The following is an 18,354-nucleotide window of genomic DNA, read 5'->3' on the forward strand; positions in this document are numbered from 1 at the left end:
CCCCTAGGTAAGGCGGTAACCATCTGGCACCTGCTGTCGGTTCGCGAGGTCGGCAGTGGTGGCCCTCATCGACGGTGAGGGACTAGGCTACGTCGAGCAGGTCGGTTAAGGAAGGGTCGGACTCTGCGATAGCGACCAGTGCCCTTAGCGGAGTCGAACCGCTACACAGGACCGTCAGGGCTGCCCCATACGAGGGCTGAGAACGTCACAGACGCAACAGAATCGCGTCCACGAGCAGCTAGGTGGTTAGACCGTTCAGGCGGTCCCACACGGTGCGTGCATCGACCAGGGCCGTAATCAGGGCGTCAAGCTGGGCACGGTCTCGAATCTCATCCACATTGACCGGCTGATCGAGGATCACGACAGGACCGTCTACGTGATCGGTGACCGGGTGGATTGCGGTAGCGACGGTGACTGTGAGGTCGAAGTCGGGGCCGGGAGCGACGTGCTCGGACCACTGGTGGATTTGGTAACCGTCTGAGCCAGGGTCGTCCACGAGGATCGGGGTCAGGGTCATCGGAGTCATCGGACGCCACCGATCTGATTGAGCACGTCGGCTAGAGCGGTCCGGTATCCACCGTCGTAGGCCGGATCATCGGTTGGGTCTGGTGTCGACTTCAGCATTCGGGGGAGCAGCATCGAGAGCATGGGGCCGGGGAGTTTCGCTACATCTGCTGAAGCTCGCGTGTATCCCCGCATCCATAAGTCAGCGCGTGCCGTGGTCACTGGTCGCACCCCGCAATGTCGAGGATGGCGTGTCGACACTGGCCTACGTAGTCCGAGTGGGCCCAGGTGTCGTAGATCGTTTCGAGTGTGTCGGAGACGTGGCGGTTGAGGTAGCCGTGTTCGGTGGTGTGCTTCACGACGCGTACCAGCCGAACGTGAGAGCCAACTTTAGAGCGGCTAACGGCAGGGCATAGACGAGGGCCGCCGACACGACCACGGCGGCGTAAGAGGCGGCGCGGTGCCGTCGATAGGATGGTGAGCGATGTTGCACGGGCTAGTTCCCAACTCATGTGTGAGGATTTCCGCACGGTTGTGAGGAATGAGTGAGCTACCCGTGCAGATGACCGCAAACATGCAGGTGAGGGCCGTATATGTCTGAGAAGTTTATCTACACGATGAAGAAGGTGCGCAAGGCGCACGGTGACAAGGTCATTCTCGACGACGTCACCATGTCCTTCTATCCGGGCGCCAAGATCGGCGTCGTCGGTCCCAATGGTGCGGGTAAGTCGTCGATCCTCAAGATCATGGCGGGAATCGACCAGCCGTCGAACGGCGAGGCGTTCCTCGACCCCGAGGCCACCGTCGGAATCCTGCTGCAGGAGCCGCCTCTCAACGAGGAGAAGACAGTCAAGCAGAACGTCGAAGAAGGTATGGGCGAGATCAAGGAGAAGCTCGATCGCTTCAATGAGATCGCCGAGCAACTCGCCACTGACTACTCCGATGAACTCATGGAGGAGATGGGCAAGCTCCAGGAGGACCTCGACAACGCAGACGCATGGGATCTCGACTCCCAGATCGACCAGGCCATGGATGCGTTGCGTTGCCCGCCGGGGGATTCACCGGTCACCCACCTGTCGGGTGGCGAACGCCGCCGCGTGGCGCTGTGCAAGCTGCTGCTCTCTAAGCCCGACCTGCTGCTGCTCGACGAGCCGACCAACCACCTCGATGCCGAGAGCGTGCTGTGGCTCGAGCAGTTCCTCGCGACCTATCCCGGTGCGGTGCTCGCCGTCACGCACGATCGCTACTTCCTCGACCACGTTGCCGAATGGATCTGTGAGGTCGACCGCGGAAAGCTCCACCCGTACGAGGGCAACTACTCGACCTATCTGGAGAAGAAGGCCGAGCGCCTCGAGGTCCAGGGCAAGAAGGACCAGAAGCTGCAGAAGCGTCTCAAGGAAGAGCTTGCGTGGGTGCGTTCGGGCGCCAAGGCCCGGCAGACCAAGAACAAGGCACGTCTGACGCGCTACGAGGAGATGGCCGCAGAAGCGGAGAAGACGCGCAAGCTCGACTTCGAGGAGATCCAGATCCCCACGCCACCGCGACTGGGCGACGTGGTGGTCGAGGTCGCCAACCTCGACAAGGGGTTCGACGGTCGAGTGCTGATCAAGGATCTGTCGTTCACGTTGCCGCGCAACGGAATCGTGGGCGTCATCGGACCCAACGGCGTTGGAAAGACCACACTGTTCAAGACCATCGTCGGCCTCGAGGAGCCCGATTCGGGCTCGGTCAAGGTCGGCGAGACGGTCAAGCTGAGCTACGTCGACCAGAACCGCGCCAACATCGATCCCAAGAAGAACGTGTGGGAGGTCGTCTCCGACGGCAACGACTTCATCGAGGTCGGCCAGAACGAGATGCCCTCGCGCGCCTACGTCAGTGCATTCGGGTTCAAGGGACCCGATCAGCAGAAGCGGGCGGAGGTGCTCTCCGGCGGTGAGCGTAACCGCCTCAACCTCGCACTGACCCTCAAAGAGGGCGGCAACCTGATCCTGCTCGACGAGCCGACCAACGACCTCGACGTCGAAACACTCGGTTCACTCGAGAACGCACTCGAGTCGTTCCCGGGGTGTGCCGTGGTCATCAGCCACGACCGGTGGTTCCTCGACCGGACCTGTACCCACATTCTCGCGTGGGAGGGCAATGTCGAAGAGGGGCAATGGTTCTGGTTCGAAGGCAACTTCGAGGCCTACGAGGCGAACAAGGTCGATCGGCTCGGACCCGAGGCCGCCCGTCCGCACCGGGTTACTCACCGGAAACTCACTCGCGACTGAGCCGGGTCACTACCATCGCGGTAGGGCTCTGATCGGAGACCAGTTCCCAGTCTCCTGAAGCGAAGGTGAGTGCGTTGTCTCAAGTGAGTGCTCTGCTGCCCGCGGCGGTCGGCTGTTACTTCAGCGCGAGCAATCCGCCGGGCGACGTGCACCATCCCGCGGCGGCAGCAGATGGCACGCTCACCGACACACCGGACCTCGAGGCGATCGACGAGACCGATCTGGATCGGATTCGTCGGCATCTCGAACTGGCCCGTACGAGGTCGGCGGGCCAGTGCCTCGTCGATGTCAGCGAAGGGCCGACCGGAACCGAGATCGTCGTCGTCAATGACGACATGCCGTTGCTCGTCGAAGCGGTGTTGACGGTTGTCGAGGCGCATGGACTGACGGTGGGGCGCATCGACCACCCGGTCATGGCCGTCGCCCGTGACGGGGCCGGCATCCTGACCGAGATCGGGTCAGGGCCTGACCGCACCACCGAGTCATGGATCTACGTGATCGCGATGTCCGGCACGAGCGAGGTCGACACCGAGACGTTGCGCACCGCCCTCGTCGACGTGATCTCGCGGGTCGCCGACGTCGATCGCGACGCGGTGGACATGCGGGGTCGCCTGTCCACCTGTAGCGCAGAGTGCGCTGTGGCACCGACCACGACGCAGTCGGGGATCGCGGCCGTCGACCGGTACGAGTATTCGCGTCTGCTCGACTGGTTCGCGGGCAACCACTTCGTCCCGCTCGGCTATCGCAGGGTCGGTCTCGACGGAACGGTGTCGCAGGGGCGCGGCCTGTGGCGGGGCGGCTCGCTCGACGACGATTTCGGAGTGCTCCTACAGTCGCCGCTGCTGCCGCGCGTCTCGCGCGTCTACCTCGAAACCGGTGTGCAGCGGTCGAACTATCCGATTCTGATCCAGGTTCCCGAGTTCGACGCCGCCGGAGCGCATGTCGGAGAACACCGTTTTCTCGGGACATTCACGTCATCGGGCCTGCACCAGACGATCCTCGACGTCCCGGTGCTACGGGGCAAGGTGCACGAGGTGATACGTCGAGCCGGCGTCGATGACGATTCGTTCGTCGGCCAGTCGATGATCGAACTGCTGCAGAACTACCCCCTCGTGGAGATGTTCGCTTCGTCCGATGCCGAGCTGAGCCGCAGGGTCGCCGAGATGCTCGATGCCGTCGCCACGAGAACCCTGCGCGCGTTCGTTCGCGTGAACCCGCAGGGCAGTACCGCTACCGCACTGATCTATCTGCCTCGCGACCGATACAACACCCAGAACAGGCTGGCGCTTCAACGCGTCGTCTCCGAACAACTGCACGGCAGTGCGCTCGAGTACTCGGCGCGGGTCAGTGAGATGCCCCTCGCCCAGGTCCAGGTGATGGTCCGAGTCGATGGGGACGACGCCGCGCGCCACGGAACCTTCGACATCGGCACTCCCGAGCAGAGCGCCATCCAGACCGAACTGTCCCACGCCATCCGCACGTGGGACGAGCGCTTCCGAGAGTCGGCGAGAGGAGTCGATGAGGCGTCGAGACGGCTCCCTGCCGGCAGCGTGGACGTCGCGCTGCGGCTCCTTCCTGCCCTGCCCGACGAATACAAGGACCAGCGTGAGCCGCGTGCGGCTGTCGCCGACCTCGTCCATGTCGCCGAGCTCGCAGTCGACGATCTCGCTGTCACACTGGCCTCGAATGACGCCGAGGCGGGCGCCTCGTGGACATTCACGCTCTACCTATGCGGTGCCGCAGCCACGCTCACTGATGTGCTGCCGGTCTTGCACAGTCTTGGCCTCGACGTCGTCGACGAGCATCCCTACCGTTTGGTGCGGCCGGACGGGCAGGTGTGTCATGTCTATGAATTCAGCGTCGAGCTCGCCGACGGGATGTCGGTCGACCACGACTGCGCCGACGACCTCGAGGATCGATTCACCGACGCCTTCGTCCAGATCTGGCGCCAACGTGCTGAGGTGGACGCCTACAACGAGTTGATCATCCGATGCGGTCTCGATTGGCGCTCGGCGGCGATGCTGCGCGCATATGGTCGATACCTACGTCAGTGTGGCTTCTCCTACAGCACTACCCTCGTCGCCCACACGCTCGGCGAACACCGCGCTGTCACACGCGGACTGGTCGCATTGTTCGAGGCGTCCTTCGATCCCGACCGTGCCGACGAGCAACGACGCGAGGTTGCCGCGGCGCAGCTCGGCGACGACATCGGAAAGGTCCTGGGGCTGGAGGCCGACCGTATCGTCTCGGCGTTCTCCTCGGTCATCAGCGCCACATCGCGGACGAACTTCTATGTACACGATGACGATGGCGATCGCCCTGTCATGTCATTCAAGTTGCGGCCGAGGGAGATTGCGCTGACTCCCGAACCGCGCCCGCTGCACGAGATCTTCGTGTACTCGCCTCGCGTGGAGGGGGTTCACCTCCGCTTCGGCGGTGTGGCGCGCGGGGGACTGCGGTGGTCGGATCGTCGCGAGGACTTCCGGACCGAGATACTGGGCCTCGTCAAAGCTCAGGCCGTCAAGAACGCGGTGATCGTGCCCGTCGGCGCCAAGGGCGGCTTCGTCGTCAAACGACCCCCTGCACCGACCGGCGACGCCGCAGCCGACCGCGACGCCACACGATCCGAGGGTGTTGCGCGATACCGTGACTTCATCTCCGGGCTGCTCGACGTCACCGACAATCTCGACCGGCACACCGGTACGGTCATCCCCGCGAGGTCGGTGATCCGCCGGGACGGTGACGACACGTATCTGGTGGTCGCGGCCGACAAGGGCACGGCCAGCTTCTCCGATATCGCCAATGATGTTGCGGCCCGGTACGATTTCTGGCTCGGCGATGCGTTCGCCTCGGGCGGCTCCGCGGGCTACGACCACAAGGCCATGGGCATCACCGCGCGTGGTGCGTGGGAGTCGGTCAAACGCCACTTCCGTGAAATGGGAGTCGACACCCAGTCGCAGGACTTCACCGTCGTGGGCATCGGCGACATGAGCGGTGACGTGTTCGGCAATGGGATGCTGTTGTCCGAACACATCCGGTTGGTGGCGGCTTTCGATCATCGGCATGTGTTCGTCGATCCGACTCCGGATGCCGCGTCGTCGTATGCCGAACGCGCGAGGCTTTTTTCGCTGCCGCGTTCATCGTGGGCGGATTACGACACGTCGTTGATCAGTGAGGGAGGGGGCGTCTGGTCACGTGAGACGAAGTCGATCGCGATCAGCGAGCAGATGCGCAGCGCACTCGGACTCGACTCGTCGATCGATGCGCTGTCGCCGCCCGAGTTGATACACGCGATCCTGCTCGCTCCGGTCGACCTGCTGTGGAACGGCGGAATCGGTACATACATCAAGTCGTCGGCGGAATCCGACGCACAGGTGGGCGACAAGGCCAACGATGCCATCCGCGTCAACGGAGATCAGCTGCGCGCCAAGGTCGTCGGTGAAGGTGGAAACCTCGGCGTGACGGAGCGTGGTCGGATCGAGTTCGATCTCGCCGGTGGGCGCATCAATACCGATGCGATGGACAACTCGGCGGGTGTGGATTGCTCCGATCACGAGGTCAACATCAAGATCCTGCTCGACGCCGCTGTGTCGTCGGGCAACCTTGGCGCGGCCGACCGGGATCCGCTGCTGGAGTCGATGACCGACGAGGTCGCCGACCTGGTGTTGGCCGACAACGCATCGCAGAATTCCGAGCTCGGTTTCTGCCGTGCCTACTCGCTCGACCGGGTCGACGTCCATGCACGCCTCCTTCACGAGATCAGTGGGCGCGGAGTCGATCTGAAACTGGAGGCGCTACCGACACCGCAACAGCTGATCAAGCGACTGCACTCCGAGCTACATCGCGGGCTCACCTCGCCCGAACTCGCGACTCTCATGTCGCACGTCAAGCTCATCGCCAAGGACGATCTTCTCGCCGGGGACCTACCGGAGCACGACGTCTTCGACCAGCTTCTCGCCGAGTACTTCCCGCGCCCGCTACGCGAACGTTTTGCAGAGGGAATCCACGCGCATCGACTCCATCGGGAGATCGTCACCACGGTGCTCGTCAACGAGGTCGTCGACCGCGCGGGGATCACCCACCTGTTCCGGCTCGGCGAATCGACCGGCTCGACCACTGAAGAGGCCGTGCGTGCCTACGTCGTGGCCGACCGTGTATTCGGCTTGTCGAACCTCTTCGCGCGCATCCTGCACGCCGATGCGCCGGTAGATGCGATCGACGAAATGATGCTCTACGAACGGCGATTGCTGTTCCGCGCGTCGAGATGGCTTCTTGCGTTTCGTCCGCAACCCCTGGCCATGACCGCGGAGATCACGCGCTACACCGAACAGGTGGCTGGGCTCACCGCACTCATCGACAGTTGGTTCGGCGCGCAGTCGGCAGCCGACGTCGACAAGCGGGTCGAGCACTATCGTGCGCTCGGAGTCGACACCGACCTCGCTCACGATGTCGCGATCAGCCTGCACCGCTTCTGTCTTCTCGACATCGTCGACGCTGCCGAGATATCCGACCGCGATCCCGTCGAGGTCGGGGAGCTGTACTTCGCGATCATGGAACATTTCGGGCTCGAGGAACTGCTGACCGCGGTCTCGGACCTGGAGTACGGCGACCGCTGGCATGCTTTGGCGCGCTTGGCTCTTCGTGATGACATGCACGGAGCGCTGCGGGCATTGACGTTGACGATTCTGCAGAGCAGCGAACCCGACGAGAGTGCGTCGGAGAAGATCTCCGAGTGGGAGTCGTCGCACTCGTCGCGGTTGGCGCGGGTGCGTACGATGCTCGCCGACATCGAGCAGGGACCAGAACTCGACCTCGCAACACTCTCGGTTGCCGCACGGCAGCTTCGCAGCCTCATCCGATGACGACCATCGACCCTCGTCCAGGCGAGGCGTCGCGAACGAAAGGACAGTCGTGCTCTACGAGGACGAGGGAGTCAGGACCGACGCCGGATACGTGGTCAAGGTTCCCGTTCGGTGGTCGGACATGGATGTATTCGCTCACATCAATCATGCGCGGATGGTGACGCTTCTCGAAGAGGCCCGGATACCCTGGCTCTTCTACGACGAGCGCCCGACAGCGCACCTGCGCACCGGCTGCCTCGTTGCGGATCTACACGTCAAATACCGCCACCAGGTGCGACATGATGAGGGGCCGATCGTGGTCACCATGTTCATCGACAAGGTGCGGGCCGCCGACTTCGTCGTCGGATACGAGGTGCGACCCGATGCCGCATCGCCGAATGACGCACCGGCTGTCACCGCGACGACCCAACTCGTCTCTTTCGACGTCGACGCCCAACGGTTACGTCGTCTGACCCCCGACGAGCGCGAGTATCTCGAGAGTTTCCGCCGCGTAGCGGGCGACGACGCGTGAACGTGCTGCCCGAACGATTCGTGGTTGCCGCGAGTCCCGATGACAGGACGGACGCAACGGCTTTCCTGTCGCGGGCCATGCGTCTCGACGAGGCGGCGGTGGTCCGCGTGGTGCAACGGTCCGACGGGTTGCTGGCATTCTGGGCACACACGGGATTCGACGTCTTGGTCACCCGGTCGATCTTCGGCAGAGTCGCGCCTTCCGACCTCGTCGTCGACGCGGGGACACTTCGGGGGCGACTGGCCGACGGCACGCCTGGCGAACCCGTCGAGCCGGGAATGTCACTCGACTCGGCGTGGCGTGGCGCTCTGCCACTGCGCACCGGATACCGGCACCTCGACGACGTTCCGGCGCGGACGGTGGTCGAGTTGGCCCGAGAGGGAGCCCGCCTCGCCCGCGAGGAAGGCAGCAACTTCGGACCCGCGACAGGACTTCTCGACCAGGGCGTGCTCGATGTCTCGTCCGCCGACGGGGCGCTGAACGCGGCGGTGTCGTTACGGTCGCTGTTCGCGCTCACCGCAATGGGTTTCGTGCGGGACTCGGACGGTCACGAGATCACCGAGGCATCGCCGCTCGACGCCATCGGAGCCACCGAGCCCGTCCGCGTCCGGATATCGGCAGCATGGATTCGTATCGACGCACGATACGGCTCGGTGTACCAGCGCAGGCACCGCGACCTCGACGTCACGGTGCTCTGACGAGCCGCACGCCCGGTCGTCGACACCCGAGTGGGTGGTCTGTCAGACCAGCCACGCAGCGGCGTTGGGTGCCAGCATGCCGTCGACGAGTGGTGCGCTTGTCAGAATCAACTCGCCCGGGGGCAGCCCGACCGGCTCGCTTGTCGTGTTGAGCGCACACACCAGGTGTCCCTCGGAGCGCCGAAAAGCGAGACACCCCGCGGGGGCCCCATACCATTCGACGCCATCTCCTGCGAATTCGTCTCGCTCGTAACGCAATTCGATCGCAGTGCGATACAGCGACAGCGTCGAGTCCACGTCTTCGAGTTCATGTTCGACGGTGAACTGCGCCCACGACTCCGGAATCGGAAGCCACGTCTGCGGATTCGTCGAGAAGCCGAAGGGCGGCTCGGAACCTTCCCACGGCAGCGGTACGCGCGATGCGTCGCGGCCGCGTTCGGTGTGTCCGGAGCGTTCCCACACCGGGTCCTGCAGAGCGTCGTCGGGCAGATCGGCGTTGGGAAGGCCGAGTTCCGCTCCGTTGTAGATGAATATCGATCCCGGGAGCGCGAATTCGACGAGAGCCATGGCCCGTGCACGCGCAGTGCCGAGTTCGAGGTCCTCGTGGGACGTCGACTCGTCCTCGGAAGCATCCGCGAGGGCGCCATATCGCGTCACCTCGCGGTCGACGTCGTGATTCGACAGCGTCCAGGTGGGGGTGCCGGCGACGCTGTGCACGGCGTCGAGGGAGTTCTCGATCGCGTCGCGGATGGCGTCGGCGTCGAACGGCGCCTTGGCGAGCCGGAAATTGAAGCCCAGGTGCAGTTCGTCAGGCCGGAGGTACTCGGCGAATCGCTCGTTGTCGTCGACCCAGATCTCGCCGACATTGGCGGCGCCTGGGTACTCGTCGATGACAGCCCGGATCTTGCGGTGGATGTCGTGGACCGCATAGTTGTTGAATCGCGGATCGTCGTCGCGGTTGACCAGGAGCCCGGCAGCCTCGACATCCATGTCGGGTAGATCGGCGGGCTTGGCCATTCCGTGCGCGACATCGATGCGGAAGCCGTCGACACCACGATCGAGCCAGAAGCGCAATGTCTTCTCGAGGTCCTCGAAGACCTCGGGGTTTTCCCAGTTCAAATCTGGCTGCTCGCGAGCGAAGATGTGCAGATACCACTGCCCGGGCGTGCCGTCGGCCTCGGTGACCCGCTCCCACGCCGACCCGCCGAAGATGCTGACCCAGTTGTTGGGTGGCTCGTCGCCATCTTCGCCGCGTCCGTCGCGGAAGATGTAGCGGGCACGTTCAGGACTGTCCGGCCCGGCCGCGAGCGCGTCGATGAACCATTGGTGCTGATCGCTGGTGTGATTGGGGACGAGATCCATGGTTACGCGGATCTCACGCTCGTGTGCCTCGGCGATCAGTTCATCGAAAGTGGCCAGATCACCGAAGAGCGGATCGATGTCGCGCGGATCGGAGACGTCGTAGCCGTGATCGGCCATCGGGGAGCGCATGATCGGGCTCAACCACAGCGCGTCGACGCCGAGCAGCTCCAGATAGCCGAGTTTGTCGATGACACCGGCGAGGTCGCCGACACCGTCACCATTGAGATCCGAGAACGAGCGGGGATAGATCTGGTAGAAAACCGCCGAGCGCCACCAGGCGTCGTCGGTCGGGTCGAGCTGTGATGCGACGACTCCGGCGTCGCCGTCAGCCACGGGGAGGTACTCGTCCGGCGCTGTGTCGGGCGCGGCGTCGGGTTGTTCTTGCGCGCCGAGCGCGTCCTCGTTGACGGTGTCGGGCGCGGCGTCGGGTTGTTCTTGCGCGCCGAGCGCGTCCTCGTTGACGGTGTCGGGCGCGGCGTCGGGTTGTTCTTGCGCACCGAGCGCGTCCTCGTTGACGGTGTCGGGCGCGGCGTCGGGTTGTTCTTGCGCGCCGAGCGCGTCCTCGTTGACATCGTCGGGTGTCTCGTCGCTCACCGCGACAATTCTGCCTTACCTGTGTTTTCGCGGAGAAGACCAGGTGGTGTCGGCGCGTCGTGACCGATGTGCCCGAATTGGGGGAGTGCTGATCAGAGCGGTGAATTCACCATTGATTGGGCAGCCATCTCCATGTAGTCGACGAGTGCTTGCCGGTGGGGAGCATCAAGGGTGTCGTCGTCGATTGAGGCGATCGCGGTGTGCATGCACCGCAACCACGCGTCGCGTTCGATGGGGCCGATCGTGAACGGCTGATGGCGCATGCGTAGTCGAGGATGACCGCGTTCGTCGGAATAGGTGCGAGGACCGCCCCAATACTGCTCGAGGAACATGCGGAGGCGACGCTCAGCGGGACCCAGATCCTCCTCGGGATACATCGGTCGCAGAATCTCGTCGGCGGCGACCTCGCGGTAGAAGACGCTGGTCAGTTTCTCGAAGGTCTCGTGACCACCGACCTCGTCGTAGAACGAACGGTGGACTCCGGTGGTTGCCGGCTGGCCGCCGGCGGGGATGTTGCCGCTCACCGGACCCATTGTCCTCACCCTGCGCTGTGGTCTCAACATCGGTGCGAGACGCGACGGCGACAGCAGTCCAGAGGCGGCAGCGACACCACGCCCGAGGCGTCTACGACAGACCGTAGGGGTCGGTGCCCGAATGGCGGTGGTGTGGGCTAAATTGATCACACGACCTGTGCGGCGTGAACGTGTCAGCCCGCGCTCACCGGCCGTGCGCAAGAGGGTTTACCGATCGGAAGGGTCTCATGGACAACTGGATCGTCTACATCGGAATGCCGGTCACGGTCCTGGTGGTTTTGTTCGCTGCTGCGTGCGTGGTCTCGATGGCGTTCTCGGGTGGCGTCAAGTACCCCAAGCAGCAGGAATACACGCTCGACCAGAAGTGGGACCGAGGACCGCTACTCTTCTCCGCGACGGAGATCGAGTCGATTGCTTTGCCGCGCCATGCGGAACCGAATGATGTGGATGGAGGCTCGGCCAGTGCCAAGTGGTGAGATTTCCCAGACAACAGGCGCCGGCGGAACGCCGGAGGTCAGTGCGGCCTCGGCGCTCCCCGTCGGCACGGTCATCACGAACAGCGGACGCGTGTCGGCCACCCGCTTTCCCGGACAGACGGCGACGACCCCTCCGTTCTCGCGCGACGAGTTGATTGCGCTCGACGACGCGATCAACGCTGCGACCGAAAAGGCACTGGTGCGTTTCTCGGTCTACATCGGCGAACTCGGCGCCGATCCGGTTGCTGATGCACGCCAGGTGCTGCTCAAGTCGGCCCCCGAACCCGCTTACGGCACGCTTCTCGCTGTCTCGCCGAACACGCACGACGTCGTCGTCGTGTCCGGGAGTGAGGTGGCCGATCGTGTCAACGATCGCGTCGCCGACCTGGGCGTGACCGCTGCCATCAGCAGCTTCCGCCAGAACGAACTCATCGACGGACTCGTCTCCGCGCTCCACGTCATGGCTACGGCCGCGGCGCCCATCTGAGCGTCGCCGCACCGAACGCGGACAGAAGCATCGATCGCGGACAACCGCCTCGAACGCGACAACAGGCCGCGGCCCCCGGAACGAACCCCGGGGGCCGCGGCCTGTTGTCGGTGACCGGTGCTACTCGGCGTCGAACACCCGCGCGCGCAATGATCGCTCCACCCCTGCGCGACCCTCGACGATCAGCCGCTTCAGCGCTGCGGGGTGATCCCCGGCGAGGAAGTTGTCGGCTTTGGCGAGCGCCTCGGGCGTGATCTCCCACGAGGGATACAGGCCGTTGACCACGGTTTGCGCGACTTCGCTCGAGCGACGCTTCCAGACCTGAGGAACCGCGGAGAAATACTTGTCGACATACTCCGACAACAACTTTGACTGTCCCGGTCGACTGAAGCCTGCCACGACCGCCCTCGTATAGATGTTGGAGAGCGCGTCGTCGTCGATGGCCTGTGACCATGCGTCGGCCTTCGCCTCGGCGAGTGGGCGCGCGGCGCGCGCTGTCGCGGCTTGGCGCGTACCGGCGGCGGTGTTGTCACGCGCGGCCTCGGCGTCGATGACGGGCGTCGAAGCGGGGGCGTCGTCGATGGCGCCTGCCGTCGCCAAGCCGAGTACCAACTTCCACCGCAGGTCGGTGTCGACGGTCAAACCCGCCAGACCATGGTCGGCGGGATCGTCCCCTTCGAGGAGTGCCCGGACAACCGCGATCTGCTCGTCGAAGAGCCTGCCCGCGAGCAGAGTATTGACGAACGCGAGTTGGTGGTCGGATCCCGCCTCGGCGGCACGGGCGAGTTCGAGCAGTCGGGCGCTGAATCCGGGCCAACCTATGGTGGTGGCCCATTCCTGATCTGCATAGGACTCGATCGCGGTCGTCGCCTGTAGCAGAACCCGTTGCACGACGCCGATTTCCGTCTCTGCGGCGATGCCGTGTTCGACGAGCGCGACGAAGTCGCGGGCCTTCATCTCCGCCTGGCGGGTCATCTCCCACGCCGCCGACCAGACCAGCGTGCGGGGCATCGAGTCGGTGATGTCGCCGATGCGCGCGGTGGCCGTCGCGAGTGACTCGGGATCGAGACGCACGGACGCGTAGGTCAGATCGTCGTCGTTCAGCAGGATCAGCTTGCCGCGTGGAACCCCCACGAGATCGGGAACCTCGGTGACCGACCCCTCGACGTCGAGTTCGACGCTCTGCACGCGCTCGAGCTTTCCCTCCGCGGTGTCGTCGTAGATGCCGACGCGCATGCGGTGCACTCGGGTCTCGCCCGCGCCGGGCGCCGCGCCGTCCTGCACGATCGCGAAACGTGTGAACGCGCCGGAGTCGTCGACGTCGAAGTCGGGGCGCATGACGTTGATGCCGGTGGTCTTGAGCCACTGGCTACCCCAGTCGGAGAGGTCGCGTCCCGACGACTTCTCCAGTGCGGCAAGGAGATCCGAGAACGTCGCATTGGAGAACTTGTGCGCGGTGAAGTAATCGCGCAGGCCGGCGAGGAAGTCGTCGACGCCGACGTAGGCAACCAACTGCTTGAGTACGGATGCGCCCTTGGCGTACGTGATGCCGTCGAAGTTGACCTCCACGGCGGCGATGTCGGGGATGTCGGCGGCCACGGGATGCGTCGAGGGCAGCTGATCCTGGCGGTAGGCCCACGACTTCTCGACGTTGGCGAACGTCGTCCATGCGCTCGTGTACTCGGTGGCCTCCGACTGACACAACACCGAGGCGAAGGTGGCGAACGACTCGTTGAGCCACAGGTCGTCCCACCACTTCATGGTGACAAGATCGCCGAACCACATGTGCGCCATCTCGTGCAGTACGGTCTCGGCACGCCGCTCGTAGTTGTAGTTCGTCACGCGTGACCGGAACACGTAATCCTCGAGGAACGTCACGGCGCCCGCGTTCTCCATGGCACCGGCGTTGAACTCGGGAACGAAGAGCTGGTCGTACTTTCCGAACGCGTATGGAATGCCGAAGTTCTTGTGGTAGAACGCGAATCCCTGTTTGGTCTCGGTGAACAGGCGCTCTGCATCCATGAACTCTGCGAGGGATGCGCGGCAGTAGATCCCGAGTGGGATGGACCCGTGCTCGTCGGTGTAGGTGTCCGTCCATTCCGCATACGGCCCCGCGATGAGAGCCACGAGATAGGTACTCATGACAGGGGTTTCGGCAAAACGGTGCACTCCGCCGTCGACGGACTCGGTCGGTGCGTTCGAGATGACCTTCCAGTCATCCGGAGCGGTCACGGTGATCGTGTACGTCGCCTTGAGGTCGGGCTGGTCGAAGCAGGCGAACATCCGCTTGGCGTCGGCGGTTTCGAACTGCGAGTACAGGTACACGGAGTCGTCGGTGGGGTCGACGAAGCGGTGCAGACCCTCGCCGGTGTGTGAATAGGCGCAGTCGGCGACGACGACCAGTTCGTTGTCGGCGGCGAGATCGGGAAGCGCGATGCCCACCGATTCGTCGAAACCGTCCACGTCGAGCGCTTTTCCGTTCAGCGTCGCCGAGAGAAGTGTCGGGGCGACCAGATCGATGAAGGTCTGCGAACCGGGGGACGCGGTGAAGGTGACGGTGCTCGTCGACCGGAACGTCTTGTCTCCGGGCTTGCCGTTACCGTCGGTGAGATCGAGTTCCACGTCGTAATGGGAGACGTCGATGGTGGTGGCGCGCTCGCGCGCCTGGTCGCGGGTGAGGTTCGGGGCAGTCACAATCGCCAGCTTAGCCGCGTAACGTCGGCGTGGAATCGATGTGGACCGCCAACGGTTGAAAGACGCGTCACCCAACCGACGCGTCGAGCAGTGCTCGTGACGTGATGACTCGAAGGGAATGTGTAGATGTCGCAGACCGATCGTGTTGATTTCTGGTTCGACCCACTATGCCCGTGGTGTTGGATCACCTCTCGGTGGATTCTCGAAGCCGAGCAGGTGCGCGACATCGACGTGCACTTCCATCTCATGAGTCTTGCTGTACTGAACGAGGGTAAGGACATCTCCGACGACTATCGCGAGGGACTCAAGCATGCGTGGCGTCCGGTCCGCGTGATCGCGGCAGCCGTCGCGGCGAAGGGTGACGACATCCTCGCGCCGCTGTACACGGCCATGGGGACCCGAATTCACAACCAGGGCAACAAGGATTTCGACGTGGTCATCCGGGAGTCGCTCGACGAGCTCGGTCTTGATCCCGAACTGGCCAAGGCTGCCGACTCGTCCGAGTACGACGAGTGGATTCGTACCAGCCACCACGAGGGTATGGACAAGGTCGGCGACGATGTCGGCACGCCGACCATCCACGTCAATGGGGTCGCGTTCTTCGGCCCGGTGCTGTCACGGATTCCGCGCGGTGAGACCGCCGGAACAGTGTGGGACGGAGCGGTCGCGCTCGCGTCGTATCCGCACTTCTTCGAACTCAAGCGGAGTCGAGACGAGGACCCTCAGTTCGACTGAGACCTGCTTGCATCACAGCGGTCAGATCTTGGGCGGGGCCTCGAGTCCGTTCGGTAAGGAGCCCTCGGCGACCGCCGCGGGGTGGGGCGGCGGTGCCACCGGCACCGCGTTCCCGCTGCCGACCCCTCGGACGATGGTCTTGGGTCGGAACAAAATGGCGCCTGCTCGCGTCCGATCTCGCAACGCCGCCGCACGCCAGGTGAGAACAGGGTGCGACGCAAGCAGATTCACGAGGAAGACGAAGAAACCTTTTTCGTGTGTGGCGCGGTCGGCCAGCTGGTCGAAGTCGACGGCCCGGAGCATGTACTTGCCCGCCGACAGCACGCCCATCGCCCGGGGTGCACCCGCAGGCTGCGTGTAGTAACCGAAATTGTCCGCCGAATACTCCTGGGCCCGCGAGAGGAGCGAACCAAGCACCGGGATCTGCATGCCGATGCTGGTCGCGAGTTGGCGCCAGTACGAGGTGTGGCCTGCGGCGATATGGCCCACCTCGTGTCCGATGATGAAGCGGAGAGCCTCCGGATCGCGCGCCCTACCACCGATCTCGAACAGATCGGAGTAGACGACGACGTACCGCCGGAAACCGTGGCCGGACGCGAATGCATTGATCTGTCCGTTGCCCAGCACCACGTAGGCGTCGGGGACGTACTCGAGTCCGTATCGCGCGGCGGCCTCGACGACCATCCGATACCCCTCGACGAACTGCGTCGGAGTCATCTGGACTCCATTGACACGAGGCGTGGCGTAGGTGATGCCACGGATGAGGAACAGGATCAGCGGGAGCGCCAGCGCCAGGAGTGCGAACTGGTTGAACACGCCGAACATCACCAGCACCAGGATCATCGCGTACCCGACCAGCGACACGAGGATCAGCACAACGAGCGTCGGGATCTCCCATGGGTGCAGTCGTGGCGTGCCCGCGTACTTGGCCGGCGCGAGCCAGCGTCGATTCGGGTCGTAGGGGGTTGCCGTCGGCGCCGGATCGGCAAGTCCCGGGACATTGGGAATAGGCGATGAGTCGTCCACGGCCTTCAATCTATAGTGGTCGCTATGCGCGTATACGTCGGCGGCGACCATGCCGGATTCGAACTCAAGGCCACGATCACCGAACACCTGACGGCACAGGGGCATGAAGTGATCGATTCCGGCGCTCACGTGTACGACGCGCAGGACGATTACCCCGCTTTCTGCATTGCCACCGCGCAGAAGACCGTCGACGATCCGGGCAGCCTGGGCATCGTGCTCGGAGGTAGCGGGAACGGCGAGCAGATCGCCGCGAACAAGGTCAAGGGCGCACGCTGTGCACTCGCATGGAACGTGGAGATCGCTCAACTGGCGCGGCAGCACAACAACGCCCAATTGATCGGCATCGGTGGCCGCATGCACACCACGGAAGAGGCACTGGCGATCGTCGACGCGTTCGTCAGCACCCCGTTCTCCGAGGAGCCGCGCCATCAGCGTCGCATCGACATACTCACCGAGTACGAGGAGACCGGTGTCGCACCGGCGTTGCCCGAGTCCTGAATGCTGATGCCCCCTGGGCCTACCGCCCACCGGTCGATCGACACACGTGCCTGAAGGTCATACCCTGCACCGCATCGCGCGGCGTCAACGACAGTTGTTCGACGGTCAGCGCGTTGCGGTGAGTTCACCCCAGGGTCGCTTCGCAGAGGGGGCCGCAGTCGTCGACGGGATGGTGTTCGATGACGCCCAGGTGTGGGGGAAGCATCTCGTCCAGCGCTACCGCGATCGGCGGCGTGAGCAATTGCTTCACGTGCACCTGGGTCTCTATGGCTCATTCACCGAGCAGTTGGTGCCGATGGACGAGCCCGTCGGTCAGGTGCGGATGAGAATCGTCGGTGAGCAGAACGGCGTCGACCTGCGCGGCCCAACGGCATGCGAGTTGTACACGCCTGCCGATCTCGATGCGCTCGTCGCGCGGCTGGGGCCCGATCCATTGCGCGCCGACGCCGATCCGCAGCGGGCATACGCGGCTATCACACGGTCGCGTCGACCGATCGGTGCGCTGCTGATGGATCAGAAGGTCATCGCGGGCGTGGGCAACGTATATCGCGCAGAAGTGTTGTTCCGCAATGGAATTGATCCCATGCGTGCGGGTACGTCTATTACCGCCGACGAGTTCGATGCGGTCTGGTCCGACCTGGTGGCGCTGATGACGATCGGGGTTCGGCGGGGACGAATCCACGTGGTGCGTGCGGAGGACGACCACGGTGCGCCCTCATATGCGGCGAACCGTCCGCGTACCTACGTGTATCGACGAGCGGGTGAGGCGTGCAGGATCTGCGGCAACCCCGTGGCGCATAGCGAGCTCGAGGGTCGAAACCTGTTCTGGTGTCCGGTATGTCAGTCGTGAGTCCGACGCGCGACAGCAAGCAGGTGCCTTCGCCGTAGTCGTTGCCTGACGACACACAGGGATCAGGACGAGGCGATCAGTGCACCCGCTGCTCGGCGCGCTGCGCCATGATCAGGAGTTCGTCGCGCTGGGACTCGGCGGCGACGCGGTTGATCCGGTCGTAGAGCCTGCGACGGTCGGAGGAGTTGTGGAGTTGTGCACGGAATCGTGCGAAAGACATCGGTAACGCTGCTTTCTCATATCGAGGATTGTGA

At 64.2% G+C, this 18,354-nt stretch carries 16 protein-coding genes; 9 read left to right on the plus strand and 7 right to left on the minus strand.

Going from position 1 to position 18,354, the window contains the following annotated elements; genetic code table 11:
- Nucleotides 1-238: 238 nt before the first annotated feature.
- Complete coding sequence (locus GOACH_RS15305) at nucleotides 239-517, minus strand: hypothetical protein (protein ID WP_157227759.1); 279 nt, start codon at nucleotides 515-517, stop codon at nucleotides 239-241.
- Between the two features lie 205 nt (nucleotides 518-722).
- Nucleotides 723-863 (minus strand): hypothetical protein, encoded by a 141-nt coding sequence (locus GOACH_RS23795; RefSeq protein ID WP_157227761.1) that lies wholly within the window; start codon nucleotides 861-863, stop codon nucleotides 723-725.
- A 234-nt stretch (nucleotides 864-1,097) separates the two neighbouring features.
- On the opposite strand from GOACH_RS23795, the gene ettA reads away from it, so the two are divergent.
- The 4 genes from ettA to GOACH_RS15330 all read left to right on the plus strand — a co-directional run bounded on the left by ettA (nucleotide 1,098) and on the right by GOACH_RS15330 (nucleotide 8,845).
- Nucleotides 1,098-2,774 carry an energy-dependent translational throttle protein EttA gene (gene ettA / locus GOACH_RS15315; protein ID WP_005176508.1) on the plus strand — a complete coding sequence of 559 codons (1,677 nt, stop codon included), beginning with the start codon at nucleotides 1,098-1,100 and terminating at the stop codon, nucleotides 2,772-2,774.
- Between the two features lie 65 nt (nucleotides 2,775-2,839).
- Nucleotides 2,840-7,636, plus strand: coding sequence for an NAD-glutamate dehydrogenase (locus tag GOACH_RS15320; protein WP_005176517.1), 4,797 nt, complete (start codon nucleotides 2,840-2,842; stop codon nucleotides 7,634-7,636).
- A gap of 49 nt (nucleotides 7,637-7,685) precedes the next feature.
- The gene (locus GOACH_RS15325; RefSeq protein WP_005176520.1) at nucleotides 7,686-8,147 is read left to right on the plus strand and encodes an acyl-CoA thioesterase; all 462 of its coding nucleotides are present in this window, start codon (nucleotides 7,686-7,688) and stop codon (nucleotides 8,145-8,147) included.
- Entirely contained in the window at nucleotides 8,144-8,845 is a 702-nt protein-coding gene (locus tag GOACH_RS15330) for a DUF8010 domain-containing protein (protein WP_005176522.1), read from the plus strand. The genes GOACH_RS15325 and GOACH_RS15330 overlap by 4 nt, the downstream gene beginning before the upstream one ends.
- Before the next feature lie 42 nt (nucleotides 8,846-8,887).
- On the opposite strand, the gene GOACH_RS15335 is transcribed toward GOACH_RS15330, so the two are convergent.
- Together GOACH_RS15335 and GOACH_RS15340 are read right to left on the minus strand one after the other, a co-directional pair.
- A complete protein-coding gene (locus GOACH_RS15335; protein ID WP_005176525.1) occupies nucleotides 8,888-10,801 on the minus strand; it encodes an alpha-amylase family glycosyl hydrolase in 1,914 nt (637 codons plus the stop codon).
- A gap of 92 nt (nucleotides 10,802-10,893) precedes the next feature.
- Entirely contained in the window at nucleotides 10,894-11,334 is a 441-nt protein-coding gene (locus GOACH_RS15340) for a globin (protein WP_005176528.1), read from the minus strand.
- A gap of 227 nt (nucleotides 11,335-11,561) precedes the next feature.
- Here GOACH_RS15340 and ctaJ point away from each other — a divergent pair, with 227 nt between their 5' ends.
- Nucleotides 11,562-11,810, plus strand: coding sequence for an aa3-type cytochrome oxidase subunit CtaJ (gene ctaJ, locus GOACH_RS15345; RefSeq protein ID WP_005176530.1), 249 nt, complete (start codon nucleotides 11,562-11,564; stop codon nucleotides 11,808-11,810).
- Complete coding sequence (locus GOACH_RS15350; RefSeq protein ID WP_005176531.1) at nucleotides 11,797-12,297, plus strand: DUF5130 domain-containing protein; 501 nt, start codon at nucleotides 11,797-11,799, stop codon at nucleotides 12,295-12,297. Before ctaJ ends, GOACH_RS15350 begins: the two co-directional genes overlap by 14 nt.
- A gap of 120 nt (nucleotides 12,298-12,417) precedes the next feature.
- Here the strand turns inward: GOACH_RS15350 and pepN are convergent, their stop codons facing one another.
- Entirely contained in the window at nucleotides 12,418-14,991 is a 2,574-nt protein-coding gene (gene pepN, locus GOACH_RS15355; protein WP_005176533.1) for an aminopeptidase N, read from the minus strand.
- 126 nt (nucleotides 14,992-15,117) lie between these two features.
- Here pepN and GOACH_RS15360 point away from each other — a divergent pair, with 126 nt between their 5' ends.
- The gene (locus tag GOACH_RS15360) at nucleotides 15,118-15,726 is read left to right on the plus strand and encodes a mycothiol-dependent nitroreductase Rv2466c family protein (RefSeq protein WP_005176537.1); all 609 of its coding nucleotides are present in this window, start codon (nucleotides 15,118-15,120) and stop codon (nucleotides 15,724-15,726) included.
- A 21-nt stretch (nucleotides 15,727-15,747) separates the two neighbouring features.
- Here the strand turns inward: GOACH_RS15360 and GOACH_RS15365 are convergent, their stop codons facing one another.
- Nucleotides 15,748-16,803 carry a M48 family metallopeptidase gene (locus GOACH_RS15365; RefSeq protein WP_005176540.1) on the minus strand — a complete coding sequence of 352 codons (1,056 nt, stop codon included), beginning with the start codon at nucleotides 16,801-16,803 and terminating at the stop codon, nucleotides 15,748-15,750.
- Here GOACH_RS15365 and GOACH_RS15370 point away from each other — a divergent pair.
- On the plus strand, nucleotides 16,777-17,250 hold the full coding sequence (locus tag GOACH_RS15370; RefSeq protein ID WP_005176543.1) for a ribose-5-phosphate isomerase: 474 nt from the start codon (nucleotides 16,777-16,779) through the stop codon (nucleotides 17,248-17,250). The two genes, GOACH_RS15365 and GOACH_RS15370, sit on opposite strands and share 27 nt — an antisense overlap.
- 46 nt (nucleotides 17,251-17,296) lie before the next feature.
- Nucleotides 17,297-18,100 carry an Fpg/Nei family DNA glycosylase gene (locus GOACH_RS15375; RefSeq protein WP_040518903.1) on the plus strand — a complete coding sequence of 268 codons (804 nt, stop codon included), beginning with the start codon at nucleotides 17,297-17,299 and terminating at the stop codon, nucleotides 18,098-18,100.
- A 76-nt stretch (nucleotides 18,101-18,176) separates the two neighbouring features.
- Here the strand turns inward: GOACH_RS15375 and GOACH_RS24020 are convergent, their stop codons facing one another.
- Nucleotides 18,177-18,320, minus strand: a complete 144-nt coding sequence (locus GOACH_RS24020; RefSeq protein ID WP_005176547.1) for a hypothetical protein — start codon at nucleotides 18,318-18,320, stop codon at nucleotides 18,177-18,179.
- Nucleotides 18,321-18,354: the final 34 nt, after the last annotated feature.

Origin of the sequence: Gordonia aichiensis NBRC 108223 (genome assembly GCF_000332975.1) — a bacterium.
GTDB classification, from domain to species: Bacteria; Actinomycetota; Actinomycetes; order Mycobacteriales; family Mycobacteriaceae; genus Gordonia; species Gordonia aichiensis.